The sequence below is a fragment of the Flavobacterium inviolabile genome, from assembly GCF_013389455.1.
Lineage (GTDB): Bacteria > Bacteroidota > Bacteroidia > Flavobacteriales > Flavobacteriaceae > Flavobacterium > Flavobacterium inviolabile.
Genome location: NZ_CP058278.1, coordinates 1,723,161 through 1,742,780 on the forward strand (window position 1 = coordinate 1,723,161; position 19,620 = coordinate 1,742,780).

Consider the following 19,620-nt stretch of genomic DNA (forward strand, 5'->3'; position numbering starts at 1 on the left):
TTTAATTGGTGAAGCCAACTCTTTTAAGGAGTCTAAAGCTTAAACTTTACCGTGAAAGTTATATTCAAAGATAAAAAATAGCTACTTTCGTAATATGAATTTTCTGAGAAAAATACTTTTTCCGCTTGCTATAGTGTATGGTGGTATTACGGGTATACGGAATCTTTTTTTTGACAAAGGGATTCTGAAGTCCCATTCTTTTGACCTTCCTGTTATTGCTGTTGGTAATCTTAGTGTTGGCGGTACCGGTAAAACCCCGCAAATCGAATATTTAATCCGGCTGCTTTCCGGAAAGTATAAGATTGCGACATTGAGCAGGGGCTATAAACGGAAATCGGAAGGGTTTGTTTTGGCCGATGCGGCTTCCAATGCCGCAATATTGGGCGATGAACCGTTTCAGTTTTACAGGAAATTCCCGGAGGTGATGGTCGCGGTCGATGCAAACAGAACCAACGGAATACAACAGTTATTGCAGCAACAGGAAAAACCGGAAGTGATCCTGCTGGACGATGCTTTTCAGCACAGAAAGGTAAAAGCCGGCTTTTATATCATGCTTACAGCCTATAATGATTTGTATACTGACGATCTGATCTTACCAGCTGGTAATTTACGGGAAAGCAGAAGCGGTGTGAACCGTGCCGATATCGTGGTTGTTACAAAATGTCCGGAAAACTTGACGGCCATTCAGCAGAACGAAATTAAAACCAGGTTTAAACTGGCTTCACATCAGCAATTATTTTTTACTTTTATCCAATACCATGATGCTGTTTTTTCTGAAGAGAATTCAATAGCCGTTAAGGACATAGACAGCGATAAAGTGTTGTTGGTAGCCGGTATTGCCAAGCCGGAGCCGTTTTTTAATCATTTAAAAACTGCTAAAAACAATTGTATGGCGTTTCCGGATCACCATGATTTTACCGATAAGGATATAGCCGAAATAAAACAAAAAGCGAATAATAAAATAATAATTACCACCGAAAAGGATTATGTGCGGCTGGCAGGGAAATTGCCTTCAGAACAATTATTCTACCTGCCAATCATCAGTTCTTTTGTGGGTAATAAAGATGAATTTGATAAAACTATTTTAGATTATGTGGGAGCAAGTACAAGAAACAGTTAATTACATTAAGGAGAAAACCAATTTTACACCGGAATATGGTGTTATTTTAGGTTCCGGTTTGGGTGGATTTACAGCAGATATTAAAATAGCATTTACCTTACCGTATAGTGAGATCCCGAATTTTCCGGTTTCTACCGTTCAGGGACATAAAGGGGCTTTGGTTTTCGGAACCATAGGCGATAAAAAAGTGGTGGCGATGCAGGGACGTTTTCATTTCTATGAAGGATATGATATGAAAGAAGTTACTTTCCCGGTGCGTGTAATGCGTTATCTGGGAGTGGAAAAACTTATCGTTTCCAATGCTTCCGGTGGTGTGAATCCGGAATATCGCGTGGGTTCTGTTGTGATTATTAAAGATCATATCAATATGATGCCGGAGCATCCGTTGCGCGGGAAAAATGACGAGCGTTTCGGACCTCGTTTTGTAAACATGAGTGAGCCGTACAGCCGTAAAATGATTGCCAAAGCAAAAGAAATTGCAGCTTCATTAAATATAGATGTGAAAGACGGGGTTTACCTGGGATTACAGGGACCTACTTTTGAAACGCTGGCAGAATATAAAATGGTGAAAGCCATAGGCGGTGACTGTGTGGGAATGTCAACCGTTCCGGAAGTAATTGTTGCCCGACACATGAACCTGGAGTGTTTCGGTATTTCTGTAATTACCGATATGGGTGACGAACACAGTATCGACAGCATTACTCATGATGAAGTTCTGGAAGCAGCAAAAGCGGCAGAACCACATGTGCGTAACCTGATTAAAAACCTGATAGCAGCTTATTGATTGTTGCTCTGAAAAATGATGGTGGTTGCAATAATCTCGTAGAACTTTTCCGGATCGAAAGGTTTTGTAATCACCTCATTCATTCCATACGAAAGCAGCATTTCCCTGTTCTCATCCAGTGAGATCGCCGTTAAGGCAATAATAGGGGTTATGTTGTCAAACTTCCGGATCTCTTCCGTGGCGATCGTTCCGTTGATTCCCGGTAGATGTACATCCATTAGTACCAGATCATATTTATGATTGCGAAGGTGTTCAATGGCATCTTCTCCGTTTTCAATAATGGTACAGTCCATCTGTTTGCGTTCCAGCATTTTCTTGGTAATCATCTGGTTGATCTTGTTGTCTTCAACCAACAGGATTTTTTTACCAATCAGCCATTGCTCATCATAGCCCAGGCCGGTTTTCTTTTCAACAAGTATTTCTTCGCCTATAGGGAAAGAAAGGTCAAAATAGAATTTGGCTCCTTCGTCAAGCTCGCTTTCCAGGTTGATCTTACCGCCTAATAATTCCACCAAACGTTTAACAATGGACAGTCCTAAACCGGTTCCGCCATATTTACGGTTGATTTCTACTGAACCCTGCGTGAAGCTGTCGAAGATGGTTTCCTGTTTTTCTTTCAGGATACCAATTCCGGTGTCGCGGATTTCAAAATGAAGTTCCACAACAGCATCCATCTGTTTTTTAAGGGTTGCCTGTATCCAGACATCGCCATCTTTGGTGAATTTAAGGGAGTTGTTGATCAGGTTGATCAATATCTGGGAAAGTTTGGTAGGATCACCAACCAGGTTGTTCGGAATATTCGCATCAATATCGAGATGGCAGATAACATTGTTGTTATTCGCAAGTTCAATAAAGGAATCCATGATATTCTGAAACAGTTCCCGTATGTTGAAATTGATTTTTTCAACCTCAAGCGCATTCGATTCCACACGGTTGATCTCGAGGATATCATTGATAAAGGTAGACAGGTAGTTTCCTGAGAATTTAAGGGAGTTCAGGTAGGCCAGCTGACTTTCCTTAGGCTTGTCCTCAATTAAAATATGGGTGATTCCGTTGATGGCATTTAACGGTGTACGCAGCTCGTGGCTTACCGTCGACAGGAATTCGGCACGCGCTTTTGAAGCTCTTTCGGCTCTTTCTTTTTCAACTTCCAGTTCGAGGTTTTTCTCTTTTAAAAGCTGGTTGGTTTTTTTACGGATGATGTTATTCTTGTATAGCGAAAGACTTAACAGGGATAAGATCGAAATCAGGGCAATGCTTAGTATACTGATCAGTTTGGAGAATTTAATGGATTTTTCCTGTTCCTTATTCTCTTTGTCCATTTTTTCAATGGTTTTCAGCTGTTCGTTGGCAATATACCGTTCAAAAGCCGCTTCGCCTATACTGTCATTGTTAATGGCAGTCAGGGAATCTTTTAGGTGTACATATCGTTTTAAATAGTAGAAAGACTGGTTAACCGCATTGGTCTTGTTGTAGAGGGTGCTGATCTTCCGGATGATTTTCAGCTTTTGTGAAATGTTATTGTTGTTCGTCAGTACATTGGCTTTTTCCAGATAATCAATTGCTTTTTTCGGATTGTTGGCCTCGTTGATTTCCGCCAGCTGATAATAGGCCTCGGCCTTGGTTTCGAAAAGGTTGTCGATATTGCTTTTGGCAATGATGTTTTTGAACAGCGCCGTAGCCAGGTTGATATTGCCTTTCTTTTTGTAGATGATCCCTTTTTGAAGGTTGATTAGCTCAATCGCATCCGGAATCTGGATTTGCTCATAAATGGAAATGGCTTTGTCGAAATAATTTTCGGCTATCGAAAAACTGTTTTTATCCAGATAACACAAGCCTAAGTTATAGTAACAGAAGGCAATGTTGGAAGAAGGTTTCAGGTTGTTGTAAATAGCAAGACTGCGGATGAAATTTTCAATCGCGTCATCCGTCTTTTTTAACTGGTAGTATATACCGCCAATAGCCAGATAGGTATCGGCTAATCCTTTTTCAAGATTGTTTTTGGAAGCATAATTGACTGCTTTTTTACCAAACTCAAGCGCTTTATTATAGGTATAGTTGTTCTTGTGGAAATTCGATAATTCCAGATAGTAGGTTATACTATCTACTTTTATTGGGGTAATTTTTTCCTGTGAAAAACTTTTTAATGGTAGAAAAAATAATAAAAACAGAATATACCTCATTTCTTTGTTTAAAAATCAGTATAAATATAGTTAATTATTTGTTATATGTGTGGATAATTAAATCAATTATTCGTGAAGAATAGCCGATTTCATTATCATACCACCCTACAACTTTTACCATCTTGTCTATCACGGAAGTAAGTTGGGCATCAAACAGGCACGAATTCGGATTTCCGATGATATCAACCGAAACGATTGGATCTTCGGTATAATCAAGGATTCCTTTTAGGTTTGTTGCTGCCGCTTTTTGGAAAGCGTTGTTGATTTCTTCAATCGAAACCTGACGTTTTACATTGAAGGTAATGTCTGTTAATGAACCGTCCGGAACCGGAACCCGGATACCGCATCCTCCGATTTTCCCATCCAGATCCGGGAAAATTTTAGTCAGTGCTTTTGCAGCTCCTGTTGTGGTGGGTACTATGGACTGTGAAGCGCCACGGGCTCTTCGCAGGTCTTTGTGCGGCTGGTCGTGTAAACTCTGATCGGTTGTATAGGAGTGAACCGTGGTGATATAGGCCTGTTCAATACCGCATAATTCCTGAATTACCTGAATCATAGGAGCAGCATTGTTGGTCGTACAGCTGGCATTGGAAATGATTAGCTCTGTACCGTCCAGAATATGTTCGTTAACACCCAGTACAACTGTTTTGATGTTTTCATCTTCTGCCGGAGCAGACAAAATTACTTTTTTGGCGCCTGCCTTAATATGGGCTTCGGCCGAAGGATAAGTCTTGAATTTTCCGGTAGCTTCAATAACAATGTCAATATCCAGATCTTTCCAGTTTAATCCGGAGATTTCTTTTTCATGGAAAAACAGATAGGAATGACCGTCAATTATAATGGCGTTTTCGTCAAAAGTAACCTTGTTCGGAAGTACGCCGTGAATACTGTCATACTTTATTAAATGTGCCATGGTCCTGTTGTCGGCAATATCATTTATCGCAACAACTTCAATTGATGGATGATTGAGTAAAAGTCGGAACAGGTTACGTCCGATACGACCAAAACCATTAATGGCAATTTTTATTTTCTGATTCATTTAACTAACAGTATTCAGGTGTTATATAATCGGAATGATTATAAGATATGTTTTTGTGCATGGTAGGAAGAACGTACTAAAGCGCCGCTTTCTACATGACGGAATCCCATTTCTTTACCGATGCTTTCATATTTGGCAAATTGTTCCGGGGTGATGAATTCTTTAACCGGTAAGTGTTTTTTGCTGGGCTGTAAATACTGACCGATGGTCACCACATCCACATTTGCATCGCGTAAATCCCGCATTGTCTGGATCACTTCTTCTTCGGTTTCACCCAAGCCTAACATGATTCCGGATTTTGTTCTTCGGATTCCTTTTTCTTTTAAGTATTTTAAAACGGCTAAACTTCTGTCGTATTTTGCCTGGATACGCACCTCACGGGTCAGCCGTCTTACGGTTTCCATATTGTGCGATACTACTTCCGGATCGGCTTCTACGATACGGTCGATGTTTCTTTCCATTCCCTGAAAGTCAGGAATAAGGGTTTCCAAAGTGGTTTCCGGATTCATACGGCGGATGGCCTTAACGGTTTCTTTCCAGATAATGGAACCACCGTCTTTAATATCGTCACGATCCACACTGGTAATAACCGCGTGTTTGATGTTCATGATTTTAATGGAACGGGCCACTTTTTCCGGCTCATCCCAATCCACTGTTTCCGGACGTCCGGTTTTTACACCGCAAAATCCGCAGGAACGGGTACATACATTTCCTAAAATCATGAAAGTAGCCGTTCCTTCTCCCCAACATTCTCCCATATTCGGACAGCTTCCCGAGGTACAAATCGTATTTAACTTGTATTTGTCTACCAGTCCGCGTAATTCGGTATATTTTTTACCGGTCGGCAATTTTACGCGTAGCCATTTCGGCTTGCCTGTCGGGAGTATATTTGTGTCTAAAACAGTTTCCATTGCATACAAATTTGAAGTGCAAAGATAAAGTAATGTTGTGTATTTCCGAATCCGTTTAACGCATTTTTAATAGATGAAATCAGCGTGATTTTTACCTGTAAAACCGCTAATTTAAAAAATGGTATCTTTGTGATTATCGTTAAAAAGCCTAATCTGATTTTATCTCCCTATTATTTATGAAAGCAACCAAACTCTTTGCTGATTTTTTTGAAAATGAAAAATCATCAGGAATAGTCCTGATCGTCTGCACCATTATTTCCCTGTTGTTAGCAAATTCCGTGTTTCAGGAATATTATGAACACATCTGGCATTTCCGGATCGGAAGTCATTCGTTTGAGCATTGGATTAATGACGGACTGATGACCATCTTTTTCCTTTTGATTGGTCTGGAGCTGGAGCGCGAAATTTATAAAGGAGAACTTTCCAGTATTAAAAATGCGTTACTGCCCCTATTTGCCGCTTTAGGAGGGATGCTGATTCCGGCGGGAATTTATATGTTTTTCAATCAGGGTACGCCAACACAGTCCGGAGCCGGAATCCCGATGGCGACGGATATTGCTTTTGCATTGGGGGTACTGTCACTATTGGGAAGCCGCGTGCCTTTATCGCTAAAAGTGTTTTTAACGGCACTGGCCGTTATTGACGATTTGGGAGCCATACTGATTATCGCGATTTTTTATACCGATCATCTTTCGGTGATGAACCTGGGCATTGCGCTGGGCATCATGGCAGTTTTATTTGTATTTAACCGTTTGAAAGTGAATAATCCGTTTCCGTACCTGCTGGGTGGTGTTTTAATGTGGTATTTTATGCTGAATTCGGGGGTGCATGCCACCATTACCGGTGTTTTACTGGCTTTTGTGATTCCTTTCGGAGACGGCAGCAAGAAAACAATTTCATATAAAATGCAGCATGCCCTGCACAAACCGGTTGCCTTTTTTATATTGCCTTTGTTTGCCTTGGCGAATACGGCAATCATTATCGGGAATGACTGGGTAGAAGGGCTGACACATGAAAACAGCATTGGGATTTTCCTGGGACTTGTTTTAGGAAAACCACTGGGTGTGTTCCTGTTTAGTTTTGCAGCGGTTGCGATCGGAATTTGTAAACTGCCGCAGGATTTGCAATGGAAGCAGATTTTTGCGACCGGTTTTTTGGCCGGTATCGGTTTTACCATGTCGATATTTATAACCTTACTGGCGTTTAAATCGCAGCCGGACGATATTACCGTTTCTAAAATATCCATATTGATTTCGTCGCTGGTTGCCGGTATTATCGGTTTTATCTTTTTAAAGATTTCTTTAAAGAAGCAAACGGATACGATGACATAAATTAAAAAGGGCTGAACATTTGTTCAGCCCTTTTTAATTTATGTTCACGGTTATCGGAAGGTTATAGGCGGTTCTGACAGGCTGACCGTTTTTGTAGCCTGGTGTCCATTTTGTTTTAATGGAGTTTAAAACACGGATGGCTTCTTTACCTAGTCCGTAGCCGGGATCTCTGGTAACCCGGATGTTTGATAGAGTACCGTCTTTTTCAATAACAAAAAATACCAGTACTTTCAATGTTTTCAGTTCTTCCAGTTCCGGTGTTTTGAATCGTTTGCCCACGGCATTTAAGAATTCGCCCATACCGCCCGGAAATTCCGGTAAGGCTTCCAGTTCTACGGTGTTGCGGATCGTGTTTCCGTCGTCGGTACCGGTTCCTGTACCGTTAGATGGAGCAGTCGTGGTAATGCTTGTATTTGATGTGGTTCCTTCCCCTTCGGTTGTTACGGTGCTGATTATCGCATTTTCGACTTCCCTGTTTGTGGGAATATCTGTAGCTGCATTTACTTTTGTTACCGGAACAAGTTTGGTGTACTTAATTTGTTTTCCGGCCGGAGTTTCTGTTTCCTGCTTTGGCGCAGCCGCTTCTCTTAGCTGTTCGTTCAGTTTTACTTCTACTAATGTTAACGGCTCGGTTAGCGGCAGGTTGCAAATGGCAACATCATCTTTTTTATGGGTACTATTCAGTACGATCGGAATAGCGATAGCGCTTCCCAATAAGAAAATACCTGAAAATAAAGCTTTGATTGTTGTTTTTGGATTTTCGGCACGTAGCTGATAGGCGCCGTATTCCTTGTTTCGGCCTTCGAAAACAATGTCCAGCCACCGGGTGTCATAGATGTTTAGTTTTGACATAATAACGTAGTTTAAGGTTAATAAATAGTGGTATTACTTTAAATAACGTAAGAGGTCAGTTTTTTAGTGTTTGAATTGTTAATTTTTTGAAATAAAAACAATTGATTTATTCTTTTGTTAAAGAATGATATATGTATAAGGTGTTTTGTGTGGAATGTTGAAGTGAATTACCTTTTTTGTTGAATAATTTCAAATAAAAGCTTTTTGGCACGCAACAGTTTGATTTTTACATTGTTTAGCGGCTCTTCAAGCTGATCGGCAATTTCCTGATAACTCATTTCCTGGAAATAACGCAGCTGGATAACTTCCTGGTAGGCCGGTTTTAATTCCTTGATGTACAGTAATAAACGGGCAAGGTTTTGCTCTTTAATGATCTCGTCTTCAATGGTGGGTGAGGAGTCGATAACATTGTATGCCTGTTGGTTTTCTTCGTCATTGATGTCCAGAAACAATGCCGATTTCTTTTTACGCAGCATATCAATATGGACGTTCTTGGCAATGGTAATCAGCCAGGTATTGAATCCGAATTCCGGATTGTAGGTAGTTATTTTGTCAAAAGCTTTTGCAAACGTTTCAATGGCAATATCTTCGGTGTCCGTTTCGTTTTCGGTACGTTTCAGCATAAAGCCGTAAATCTCATTCCAGAAAAAATCCAGCAAAAATGTAAAGGCTACCTGATCTCCGGATTTTGCCTTTTCAATGTTCTTTTGAATTATCTCTGAATTTATTTCCAATGTACCGGTTTTGAAATAGAGTTTGTAAAATAAACGTTCAATTGCGTGAAGATAAGTATTAATTCGATAATAGGGAACCAATACATGACATCTTTCTCTTTGAGTCTGCCGGAAGCATATCCCAGTGTGATCCATGTGAAAATATAACGGAAAACAATTAACCCGCACACGATCATCCATTGAAACTGAAAAGCTAACAGGATTATTGCCAGAAGGAAAAAGAAAAGTTGCGAAAAGTAGAATAATCCCAATTGGAACTTGTCAAACCCTTTATAGAATGAAGCGGTGGAAACATGGCGGCGTTTTTGTTTGAACCACTCGCTGTAAGTGGTTTTTGGTGCCGATACGGTAAAACTTTCCGGAGCATAGCAAATGGTTGTGTTTTTACTGTTGGATGCCTGATTGATAAACAGATCGTCATCGCCGGAACGGATTTTCATGTGATCCATAAAACCGTTCACCTTGAAGAATTCTTCTCTTTTATAGGCCAGATTACGGCCAACACCCATATAAGGTCTGCCCATTTTTGCCCATGAAAAATATTGTACTGCGGTGAGTACTGTTTCAAAACGAATGATTTTATTTAAGAATGAACCTTTGATCTTTTCATAAGCACCATACCCCAGGATAATGGTTTTGTGCAGTGTGAATTGCGAGGTCATGTTCATGATCCAGTCTTTCGAAGTAGGATAACAATCGGCATCGGTGAATAGCAGGTATTCTTTTTTAGCGGCCTTGATACCCAAGGTCAGTGCGAATTTTTTATTTCCCCAGAAGGCTTCGTTGTTTTGAACCTTAACCAGGCGAACATTGGAATACTGTTTTTCGAAAGCTTCAAAAATTTCAAGCGTGTCATCGCTGGAAGCATCGTCAATTAAAACAATTTCATAATCCGGATAATTCTGCTCGGCTAAAAGTGGAATGAATTTCGTAACGTTTTCGGCTTCATTTTTAGCGCAGACAATTACAGAAACGGGAATGCGTTTAGGCGTTATTTTTTGAGGTTTTGCAAACGCAAATTTGCTGAAAACAATCAAATAATAAAAAATCTGAAGGGCTATAATTCCAATAAAAATGTAGAGTAGAATTGTTAACATATGCAATTCATGACAGAGTTAAATGTTGGACAAAGGTACAAATCAAATGTTAAATTTCAAGTCGAATTCAACAAATTACTGACAGGGCTATTCCCTTAATTTTCTCATTTCTTGAGCAATCATTGCCGAATTAGCATCTTTTTTGCTTTCTAATTTGGAAATGATGGCATTGTAGTTTTTATCGTCACGATTTTGTGATAATTTATGTACAGCCTGAATGTCTTCAATGGCAATTTCAAAAGCGACAAGTCCGTTTACCTGGCGCATGGTTTTTTTGGAAAGTTCTTCAATGCGCACCGGATTCTCCGAACCGGCTTCATATTTATCAACCAGCTTTTTCAGCAAATACAGCACATCATCGCCTTCCAGGATTTTTATTTTTCCATAAACATGTACAGCGATATAATTCCAGGTAGGGACGTTTTCATGATCGTACCACGAAGAGGAAATGTACGAATGCGGTCCCTGGAAAATTGCCAGTACCGTATTGTTGTTTTCAAAATCTTTCCACTGCGGATTGGCTTTGGCAATATGACCGAAAAGGACTTCTTCTCCGGCTTTGTTGGTTTCCAGTTCCAGCGGAATATGGGTTCCCCACGGCTTTCCCTGTGTCTGGTTGATGAGGATGCCAAAACTGTTTTGTCTGATAAACGTTTTGATAGCGTCTGAATCCTCGTTTTTATTGCTGTCGTCAATATACATAAGGACCGGTTTAAATAATGTTTACTTCGGCTTCGATAGCGATGCCAAAAGTATCCACTATGGTTTTTTGAATGTTTCTGGAAACGTTCAGGATTTCCTGTCCGGTTGCATTGCCGTAGTTTACCAGAACCAAAGCCTGGTTTTTGTGTATGCCGGCATCACCAAAACGCTTTCCTTTAAAACCGGCCTGTTCGATAAGCCATCCGGCCGGAACTTTAACCAGCGTATCGGAAACGACATAATGCGGCATGTCCGGAAATTGCAGGTGGATTTTATCAAAATCGGCTTTGCTGATAATCGGGTTTTTAAAGAAACTACCGCTGTTTCCTAATTCTTTAGGATTCGGTAATTTACTTTCGCGAATCGCAATAACCGCATTGCTGATGTCTTTAATTGTCGGATTGCTGATGTTTTCTTTGGTAAGTTCCGCTTCAATCGCACCATAAGAAGTGTTCGTCTTGTGGTTTTGTCTGGTTAGCTGAAACGTTACGGAAGTAATGATATACTGGTCTTTGGCTTCGTTTTTAAAGATACTTTCCCGATAGCCAAAACGGCATTGCTCCCTGTTGAAAGTGGTTATTTCCTGTGTTTTAATATGCATGGCTTCGCAGGAAACAAATGCGTCTTTGATTTCCACGCCATAAGCCCCGATATTCTGAATAGGTGTAGTGCCCACATTCCCGGGAATAAGCGATAAGTTTTCCAATCCGCCCAGATTCTGATCGATACACCAAATTACAAATTCGTGCCAGTTTTCACCGGCCTGTGCCTGAACCAAAGCATAATCGTCATTTTCGGAAATTACCTTTTTTCCTTTCAGATCGACATGAATAACCAGAGCGTCAATATCCTGTGTTAAAAGCATATTGCTTCCACCGCCTAAAACAAATAATTTCTCCGATTGGTGTTCTTTTAAAATTTGGGCCAGTTCGGTTTGATTTTCAACAGCAACAAAAGCTTTTGCCTTCGCTTCAATACCAAAAGTATTATAGTTTTTAAGGGAAAAATCAGTGGAAATCTTCATGGTAAAAAAATAATTTTAGAATGCTGTAAAAATAGTCAAACCGTTTTTAATTCCTTTCCTTTTCATCGCGATAATTGTAAAAAACAAAGGCGATGAAAAAGAAAGGAACTGTAAAGGTGTCCGTGCGGAGGTTATGATAAAACTTTTAGAATTTTAGTGTAAAATTCCTCTTTATTTATCGGTTTGAGTATAATGTCGTCAAAAGGAGTGGTGGCGATATCATGGGAAGTCATATAGTCATCGCCGGTAATCGCCAGGATCGGAATATCGGCGTTTATCTCATTTTGCTGTTTGATATCCCGGGCAAGCTGTATTCCGGAAACACTGTCAAGCTGTAAATCGGTAATGAACAGGTCAACCGGATTTGTTTGCAGATAGGTCCGGATCTCTGCCGCCGAAGAGAAACCGATGGCTTCAGCTTTAACGGAGGTGATCAGTTTTTTTACGGTTGCCAGGGTTATCATATCGTCATCCACAACGGCAATGGTTGTTTTTTTGAGTTCCGTGATTGCCATAAGTTTTTCCTGGCTGGTTTTGATGGTCTGTGGTTTGTCCAGTATCAGGTGGAAGCTCACTTCCGTTCCTTTTTGCTGCACACTATTGATGCTGATGGCGCCATGGAAAAGTTCTACGATTTCTTTGCAGAGGTTTAAACCCAGTCCGGCACCAAATTTAAACTGCTCGGAATGGAATTTACTCTGGTAGTGTTCGTTAAAGATGTTTTCCAGATCTTCTGCCGGAATACCGGAACCGGTATCTTTTATGGTAACATTCAGTCGGTATTTTGTATCGGTAGTATCCAATAGTTTAGCGGTAACGGTAATGTTCCCTTTAGTGGTGAATTTTATCGCATTGCCGATTATGTTGTAAAACAATTGGTGGATCTTCACATTGTCAGCCCAAACCGCAGTATCCAGATTCTGGTCCAGTTGCATGATCAGGTCGATTTTTTTGATTTCGGCTAAAGAACGCAGTGATTCCAAAACGGAAAGGATTTCCTCTTTTAAATTAAAATTGGAATTATAAACCGCCAGTTTGCTGCTTTTGTTTTTAAAGAAATCCAAAATCTGGTTTACAGTGATCTGTAAGGAATTGGAAGTAAAAATAAGCGAGTTAACCGTTGGCGTTTGCTCTTTGGGTAAACCGGAGGCTTTTAATTTTTTTGAAAAATTCGAAATGATATTTAACGGCGCCCGCATTTCATGGCTGAGCATACCAATAATACGGTTTTTGAATTCCAGGTTTTTTTCGGCTTCCATCTTGGCATTCGATAAATTCCGTTCATACATATAGGCAAATAAGGTATAGGCAAGCAATATCAGTGTGATAACCGCCATGATGCCCAGCAGTGTTAATATGAGTGTTTTCTGGCTTTCAATATTGGTGATCGCTTTGGTGTATTTTATCTTGTCCATTTCCTGGGCCGATTCGGAATACAGCTCTAAGATCTCCTTACTTTTATGAAGAATGGTTTTGTTGATCTCCAAAAGTTCCTTGTCCTTACTCCTTAAATTATTATAGGTATTGTTCAGGCGCTGGAATTCGTGAGTGTAGTATTTGTCAATACTGTGAAAAGTGTTTTTTAGCTGGTCTTCAAAAGAACCGATCTTTTCCGTATTGCCATACATCATTTTAATGCGCACCTGAAGCTGCTCTTTCAGGATGTCGCTTTTGCCGGAAATGGCTTTTCCGATTCTCGTAAAAAAACCTTTTTTGGAATCCTGGTTGGAAGTTAAAATCGTATCGTAGGTAATGGAATTTAACGTCCGGATGTAATTGTACTTTTTAACATTGAAGTTTAACGGTACGACCGTATCCATTAGCGGTATGATGCCGCGCAGCATCAGGGAATCCAGTTGCTTCTTGATTTTGTAGATCTCCCTTTCTGTGGTTTCTTTGGATTTGATCACATTAAAGAAATCCTTATTCACACTGGTCAGGTTGTCCAGGCTGTCCAGGTATACGGTCATCTCTTTAATAGAACTCTCGTATTTGTTTAAGGAAGACTTTTTATGATTGAGCAGGTAATCGTTAAAAGCATTCTGGGCATCCAGGAAACTACTGGTTGCTTTGTCTGAAAAAAACAGGGCGCGGTTGGGCTTACTCGCATTTTGAACGGATTCGGAAAGATTGTTGTATTCTTTGCCTTGTTTGTACCAGATCCAAAAAAATAATAATTGAATAATAATGATGGAAATAAAAAGGGCAATATGAACTTTTTTTCTTTGTTGCAACGGGATCTTCATCAGCTATTTTTATTAGTTTTTACTATGTTAGAACAGCATTAGGCAGGAAGGGGCAGGTAGCAATATTGGGGGCAGTAAAAATAGAAAAGTCTCTTTGGGATTTTAAATGTTTGGTAATCAAAAAAATAAATATCCTTAATATTTATTTAAATTCCAAATAAAAAGAGTTTTTGATGTGGAAAAAGAATAGCGATGAGGTAGTTCTTTACATTTTAAGTAAAAAAATACCCTGAAAATTAAAGCTGAAAAATCCTGTAACTCTGTAAAGTAGACTTTACAATGGCTTCTGTACGTTCCGGATGAGTGTCGGAAATGAATAACTGACCGAATGTCTCATCGTTAACCATTTCAATGATTTTGCTGACGCGTGTTTCGTCCAGTTTGTCGAAAATATCATCAAATAAAAGTATCGGAGCAACCCCGTTTAGTTTTTTGATAAACTCAAACTGTGCCAGTTTTAAGGCGATAAGAAATGACTTTTGCTGTCCCTGGGAACCGAATTTTTTAATCGGATGGCTGTCAATTTCAAAAGACAGATCGTCTTTGTGAACACCCACGCTGGTATATTGCAATGCGCGGTCCTTTGCCAGATTGTCCTCGAATAATTCTGCCATGTTTTTTTCAAACAGCTGGCTGTCATAAACAATCTGAACCGTTTCGGCAGCATTGGTTATTGCCCGGTGGTGCTCATTAAATATCGGGATAAATTCCGCTATAAAGTTTTTTCGTTTTTCGAATATGGCATGCCCCAGCACGGCTAACTGCTCGTTATAAACGGCAAGGGTGTCTTTTTCGAAAGTGTGGTTCAGGGCAAAATACTTTAAAAGAGCATTGCGCTGTGCGGTTATTTTCTGGTACTGGATTAGCTGCTGCAGGTAGTAGCTGTCTGACTGCGAAATAACGCTGTCTATAAACTTCCGGCGTGTTTCGCTTCCTTCTATAATTAAATCCTGATCGGAAGGGGAGATGATCACCAGCGGAATAAAGCCGATATGGTCGGAAAACTTATCATAAGGTTTGCCGTTGCGTTTCAGGATTTTCTTTTGTCCCTTTTTCAGGCTGCACACAATCTGTTCCGGGCGTTCTTCTTTTTCGAAACTGCCGTCGACTACAAAGAATTCTTCGCCGTGTTTTATGTTTTGTATTGCTAACGGATTAAAATAACTCTTCCCGTAAGCCAGGTGGTATATCGCATCCAGGACATTGGTTTTACCAATGCCGTTTTTACCCACAAAACAATTGATTTTGCTGTCAAAGTCGTAAGTGGCTTCGGATATATTTTTATAATTAAATAAGGAAAGCTTCTTTAAATACACGTAGCGAAGGGATTATTTCTGAATTTTTCTGTCCATTTTTCAAAAGTGGGTGCAAATTATTGAAAAATATCGATAAAAAGGTCTTTTAAGTTTCAATAAAAAGTATATTTTTGCAGCTCAATAAATTTAAAATAAATGGCAACATATAACAAAAGAGGATACAAAGCCCCAAAACCAAAGGACGAAGCTGTTGAAAACGAATTTGACCAAGTAGAAGATATTCAGGATAAAAATAGTGCTACTGCGGAAGTTTTTAATAAATTAGACGAAGGTGCTTCCAGAACGGAAGAATGGGTAGCTAAAAATCAGAAATATATTTTCGGATTTGTAGGAGCTATTGCCATAGCTGCTGCCGGGTACCTTTTGTATAATAAATTTGTAGTAGGACCAAAAGAGGAAGATGCTGCAAATGAAATGTTCCAGGCACAACAATATTTCCAACAGGCAGTAGACGGACAGGCTTCGGATTCTTTATTCGCTTTATCGTTAAAAGGTGGTGAAGGAAAATTAGGATTCTTAGGGATTACTGAAAACTACTCCGGAACCAAAGCGGCTAACCTATCGCATTATTATGCAGGTATGGCTTATTTGAACACTGCAAAATACAAAGAAGCTGTACAACAGTTAGAGCAATTCTCTTCTGACGATATGATGTTAAAAGCGTTAGCTTTAGGTGGTATCGGTGATGCTTTTTCTGAATTAGATAAAAAAGAAGATGCTTTAACGTACTACAAAAAAGCGGCAGAAGCAAACGATAACGAATTTACAACACCAAGATTCCTGTTTAAAGCCGGTGAAACTGCTTTGGCCTTGAATAAAAAAGCAGAAGCTTCTAAATTCTTTACACAAATTAAAGAAAAATACGAAAGTGCTGCTGAAGCTGCAAATATTGATGCATTGATCGCAATGACAGAATAATAAATATGGCTACTGCAAATAAAAACTTATCCAATTACGATAAAAACACAATCCCAAGCGCGAAAGATTTTCGGTTTGGGATTGTTGTTTCAGAATGGAACGACAAAATAACGGAAGGATTATATTCCGGAGCGGAAGCAGCCTTATTGGATTGCGGTGCTTTGGAAAGCAATATCGTCCGTTGGAATGTACCGGGAAGCTTTGAGCTGGTATACGGTGCTAAAAAAATGATAGCAACGCAAAATGTAGATGTAGTCATCACCATTGGTTGTGTGATTAAAGGCGAAACCATGCATTTTGAATTTGTTTGTGAAGGAGTAACGCAGGGAATCAAAGACCTGAATGTTCAAACGGATGTACCGGTTATTTTTTGTTTACTGACCGATAATAACGAACAGCAGTCCATTGACAGAAGCGGAGGCGCTCACGGAAATAAAGGAACAGAAGCTGCTATTGCAGCGATAAAAATGGCCGACCTGAGAAAAAAGGCGTAATTTTTACCAACACTATACCTGTGAAACCTGTAACGCAAAACGTTACAGGTTTTTGTTTTCAGGGAATCCCGTATTAACAAAAAATTGAGAGGCTTCATTCGTTAATGTCTGCCATTTTCTTTAAATTTGGTGATTCGGAAAGAAAAAACTTTTAATTTAAACAGCTTCAAAATATACGAATGTCGAGTATTATCCAATTACTTCCCGATCACGTTGCGAACCAGATTGCTGCTGGTGAGGTGGTGCAAAGACCAGCCTCAGTAGTTAAAGAATTGATTGAAAATGCAGTAGATGCCGGAGCAACCGAAATCAAGCTTATCGTGAAAGATGCGGGTAAAACACTTATTCAGGTCATCGACAACGGTAAAGGCATGAGCGTGACCGATGCGCGTTTGTGTTTTGAACGCCATGCAACTTCAAAAATACGCCATGCCGAAGATTTGTTCGCCCTGCATACGAAAGGTTTCCGCGGGGAAGCACTGGCTTCCATTGCAGCTATTGCCCATGTGGAACTAAAAACCAAGCAGGACCAGGAAGAATTAGGAACCCATCTTATTATTGAAGGAAGTAAATTCGTTTCGCAGGATGTGGCCGTATTGCCAAAAGGGACGTCCTTTTCGGTAAAGAACCTGTTTTTTAATATTCCGGCGCGACGCAACTTTTTAAAATCGGATACGGTTGAGTTCCGCCACATCGTGGATGAATTTGAACGGGTGGCTTTGGCACATGCCAATATTCATTTTGTCTTGTTTCATAACGGAAGTGAAATGTTTAACCTTCCGGCTTCTAATTTCCGCCAGCGTATCGTGAATGTCTTTGGCGGGAAAACAAATGAAAAACTGGTTCCGGTTAAGGAAAGTACCGAAATTGTGGGCATACAGGGATTTGTCGGGAAACCGGAATTTGCCAAGAAAAGCAGGGGAGAGCAGTTCTTTTTTGTGAACGACCGTTTTATTAAAAGTGCCTACCTGCATCATGCGGTTATGGCAGCCTACGACGGTCTGCTGAAAGATGCCAGCCAGCCCAGTTATTTTTTATACCTGGATGTACCGCCACATACGATCGATATCAATATCCATCCGACCAAAACAGAAATTAAATTTGATGACGAACAGGCTTTGTATGCCATTTTACGCTCGTCAATTAAACATAGCCTAGGGCAATTTAACGTGTCGCCGGTTCTTGATTTTGAACGGGATGCCACATTAGACACGCCTTATGAATATTCGGGTAAAGAAGCGGAAACACCTTTAATCCAGGTGGATGCAAATTTTAACCCTTTTTTAGAGGAAACCCCTAAAACGTCGCAGGCGTTTACGGCTTCCTTTTCTGCTTCGGCAGGAAATTCTACAAAGTCTCCGGGTTCGAATCCCTCTTTCTCCGCAAGTTATAAAAAACAGGAATCCGGTCAGAGCTGGGAGAGTTTGTATGTAGGCTTAAAACAGGCTACAGAAGAAGTGGATGTGGCCGAAATTCAATTTGAGAGCGAGGAAGTAACCGGTTCTCTTTTTGATGACAGCGCGATAGAAGAAGTGTCGAATAACAGAACCTATCAGATCCATAAAAAATACATTGTTAGCCCGATCAAATCGGGTATGCTGATCGTTGACCAAAAAAGAGCACACCAGCGTATTTTGTACGAACAGTTCCTGACAAATATTACCGTACAGCAGGCTGCCAGTCAGCAGCTGCTTTTTCCGTTAGAACTGTATTTTACCAAAGCAGAGTTAATCCTGATTAAAGAATTGCAGCATTCACTGGAAAGCACCGGATTTGTTTTTGAATCCCTAGCTGAAGAAAGTGTTACCATTTCCGGTTTGCCGGTTAACGTAGCCGAAAGTGAAGTGTCTATTTTACTGGAGGAATTGGTTGGTGATTTACAGGGCGAGCTTCCGGACAGCAGTTTCAGTCAGTGTGACCGCATTGCCAAATCGATGGCAAGAAGCCTGGCAGTAAAAACCGGAACCTATTTAACGGAACGCGAACAGGAAACAATGGTGAATGCCTTGTTTGCCTGTAAAGAACCGAATGTTTCCCCTTTTCATAAACCCACTTTCATCACGATGCGTGTGGAAGACTTAGATAAACGATTTGCAATATGATGAATATAACCGAAACCGTTAAACAGTTAATTATAATTAACGTTATCTTTTTCCTGGGCGCAATGTTTGTTCCTGCGGCAAATACTTATTTGGCATTATGGTATTTAGAAAATCCTAATTTCGGTATCTGGCAGCCGTTAACACACATGTTTATGCATGGCGGATGGATGCACATTTTCTTCAATATGTTTGCGCTGTATTCTTTCGGGTCGGCTTTGGAACATTTCTGGGGGGCAAAGAAGTTTTTATTCTTTTATATTTCCTGCGGATTGGGAGCAGCCTTACTGCATTCGGGGGTAAATTTTTACTTATTCCACGACGGACTGAATACTTTAGTGGAAAGCGGTATTCCGAAATCGGAAATTCTCCAGATTCTGGCAGAGGGAAAATACAATACAAAATGGCAGGAAGTTTTATCGGTAAACCAGTTTAACAGCTTTATGGAAGCGTTTAGCGTTCCTGCTGTTGGAGCATCCGGAGCCATTTATGGTCTGCTGGTTGCCTTTGCGTTTATGTTCCCAAATGCAGAACTGGCGCTGATGTTTATTCCGGTTCCGGTAAAAGCAAAATATTTTGTACCGGGATTGTTAATCATCGATTTGATTTCAGGACTTTACGGAAGATCTATTTTTGGAGGCGCGAGCGGTATTGCCCACTTTGCCCACATTGGCGGAGCCGTTGTTGGTTTCCTGATGATGTGGTTCTGGAAAAAGAATCAGTTCGATAATAACCGTTGGGACCGATAATTCGGAAATAAATTATAAATT

The 19,620-nt window shown here is 40.2% G+C and carries 17 protein-coding genes; 7 read left to right on the forward strand and 10 right to left on the reverse strand.

What is annotated here, in order from left to right; genetic code table 11:
- Positions 1-94 precede the first annotated feature (94 nt).
- Together lpxK and HW120_RS07585 are read left to right on the forward strand one after the other, a co-directional pair.
- Positions 95-1,120, forward strand: coding sequence for a tetraacyldisaccharide 4'-kinase (lpxK, locus tag HW120_RS07580; RefSeq protein ID WP_177732824.1), 1,026 nt, complete (start codon positions 95-97; stop codon positions 1,118-1,120).
- The gene (locus HW120_RS07585) at positions 1,092-1,904 is read left to right on the forward strand and encodes a purine-nucleoside phosphorylase (protein ID WP_177732825.1); all 813 of its coding nucleotides are present in this window, start codon (positions 1,092-1,094) and stop codon (positions 1,902-1,904) included. The genes lpxK and HW120_RS07585 overlap by 29 nt, the downstream gene beginning before the upstream one ends.
- On the opposite strand, the gene HW120_RS07590 is transcribed toward HW120_RS07585, so the two are convergent.
- From HW120_RS07590 to lipA, 3 genes are read right to left on the reverse strand one after another with little or no spacing between them, the layout of a single operon-like run.
- Positions 1,898-4,087 carry a tetratricopeptide repeat-containing hybrid sensor histidine kinase/response regulator gene (locus tag HW120_RS07590; RefSeq protein ID WP_177732827.1) on the reverse strand — a complete coding sequence of 730 codons (2,190 nt, stop codon included), beginning with the start codon at positions 4,085-4,087 and terminating at the stop codon, positions 1,898-1,900. The two genes, HW120_RS07585 and HW120_RS07590, sit on opposite strands and share 7 nt — an antisense overlap.
- Before the next feature lie 34 nt (positions 4,088-4,121).
- Positions 4,122-5,126: a type I glyceraldehyde-3-phosphate dehydrogenase gene (gene gap, locus HW120_RS07595; protein ID WP_177732830.1), complete on the reverse strand. Its 1,005-nt coding sequence runs from the start codon at positions 5,124-5,126 to the stop codon at positions 4,122-4,124.
- Between the two features lie 38 nt (positions 5,127-5,164).
- Positions 5,165-6,037: a lipoyl synthase gene (lipA, locus tag HW120_RS07600; RefSeq protein WP_177732832.1), complete on the reverse strand. Its 873-nt coding sequence runs from the start codon at positions 6,035-6,037 to the stop codon at positions 5,165-5,167.
- 176 nt (positions 6,038-6,213) lie between these two features.
- Between lipA and nhaA the strand changes: the two genes are divergently transcribed.
- Positions 6,214-7,368, forward strand: a complete 1,155-nt coding sequence (gene nhaA, locus HW120_RS07605) for a Na+/H+ antiporter NhaA (protein ID WP_177732834.1) — start codon at positions 6,214-6,216, stop codon at positions 7,366-7,368.
- Between the two features lie 33 nt (positions 7,369-7,401).
- On the opposite strand, the gene HW120_RS07610 is transcribed toward nhaA, so the two are convergent.
- The 7 genes from HW120_RS07610 to recF all read right to left on the reverse strand — a co-directional run bounded on the left by HW120_RS07610 (position 7,402) and on the right by recF (position 15,339).
- Complete coding sequence (locus HW120_RS07610) at positions 7,402-8,220, reverse strand: energy transducer TonB (RefSeq protein ID WP_177732836.1); 819 nt, start codon at positions 8,218-8,220, stop codon at positions 7,402-7,404.
- A 167-nt stretch (positions 8,221-8,387) separates the two neighbouring features.
- Positions 8,388-8,954, reverse strand: a complete 567-nt coding sequence (locus HW120_RS07615) for an RNA polymerase sigma factor (protein WP_177732838.1) — start codon at positions 8,952-8,954, stop codon at positions 8,388-8,390.
- Positions 8,945-10,051 (reverse strand): glycosyltransferase, encoded by a 1,107-nt coding sequence (locus tag HW120_RS07620; RefSeq protein ID WP_177732840.1) that lies wholly within the window; start codon positions 10,049-10,051, stop codon positions 8,945-8,947. The genes HW120_RS07615 and HW120_RS07620 overlap by 10 nt, the downstream gene beginning before the upstream one ends.
- A gap of 87 nt (positions 10,052-10,138) precedes the next feature.
- Entirely contained in the window at positions 10,139-10,753 is a 615-nt protein-coding gene (locus HW120_RS07625; protein WP_177732842.1) for an FMN-binding negative transcriptional regulator, read from the reverse strand.
- A 10-nt stretch (positions 10,754-10,763) separates the two neighbouring features.
- Positions 10,764-11,777, reverse strand: coding sequence for a UDP-N-acetylmuramate dehydrogenase (gene murB / locus HW120_RS07630; RefSeq protein WP_177732844.1), 1,014 nt, complete (start codon positions 11,775-11,777; stop codon positions 10,764-10,766).
- A 131-nt stretch (positions 11,778-11,908) separates the two neighbouring features.
- A complete protein-coding gene (locus HW120_RS07635; RefSeq protein ID WP_177732846.1) occupies positions 11,909-14,023 on the reverse strand; it encodes an ATP-binding response regulator in 2,115 nt (704 codons plus the stop codon).
- A gap of 236 nt (positions 14,024-14,259) precedes the next feature.
- On the reverse strand, positions 14,260-15,339 hold the full coding sequence (gene recF, locus HW120_RS07640) for a DNA replication/repair protein RecF (protein ID WP_177732848.1): 1,080 nt from the start codon (positions 15,337-15,339) through the stop codon (positions 14,260-14,262).
- 135 nt (positions 15,340-15,474) lie between these two features.
- Between recF and HW120_RS07645 the strand changes: the two genes are divergently transcribed.
- The 4 genes from HW120_RS07645 (at position 15,475) to HW120_RS07660 (ending at position 19,599) form a co-directional block, all read left to right on the forward strand.
- The gene (locus tag HW120_RS07645; protein WP_177732850.1) at positions 15,475-16,257 is read left to right on the forward strand and encodes a tetratricopeptide repeat protein; all 783 of its coding nucleotides are present in this window, start codon (positions 15,475-15,477) and stop codon (positions 16,255-16,257) included.
- Positions 16,258-16,262: 5 nt separating this feature from the next.
- Positions 16,263-16,751: a 6,7-dimethyl-8-ribityllumazine synthase gene (gene ribH / locus HW120_RS07650; protein ID WP_177732852.1), complete on the forward strand. Its 489-nt coding sequence runs from the start codon at positions 16,263-16,265 to the stop codon at positions 16,749-16,751.
- A gap of 179 nt (positions 16,752-16,930) precedes the next feature.
- A complete protein-coding gene (gene mutL / locus HW120_RS07655) occupies positions 16,931-18,853 on the forward strand; it encodes a DNA mismatch repair endonuclease MutL (RefSeq protein WP_177732854.1) in 1,923 nt (640 codons plus the stop codon).
- Positions 18,850-19,599: a rhomboid family intramembrane serine protease gene (locus HW120_RS07660; RefSeq protein ID WP_177732856.1), complete on the forward strand. Its 750-nt coding sequence runs from the start codon at positions 18,850-18,852 to the stop codon at positions 19,597-19,599. The genes mutL and HW120_RS07660 overlap by 4 nt, the downstream gene beginning before the upstream one ends.
- The last annotated feature ends 21 nt before the right edge of the window (positions 19,600-19,620 follow it).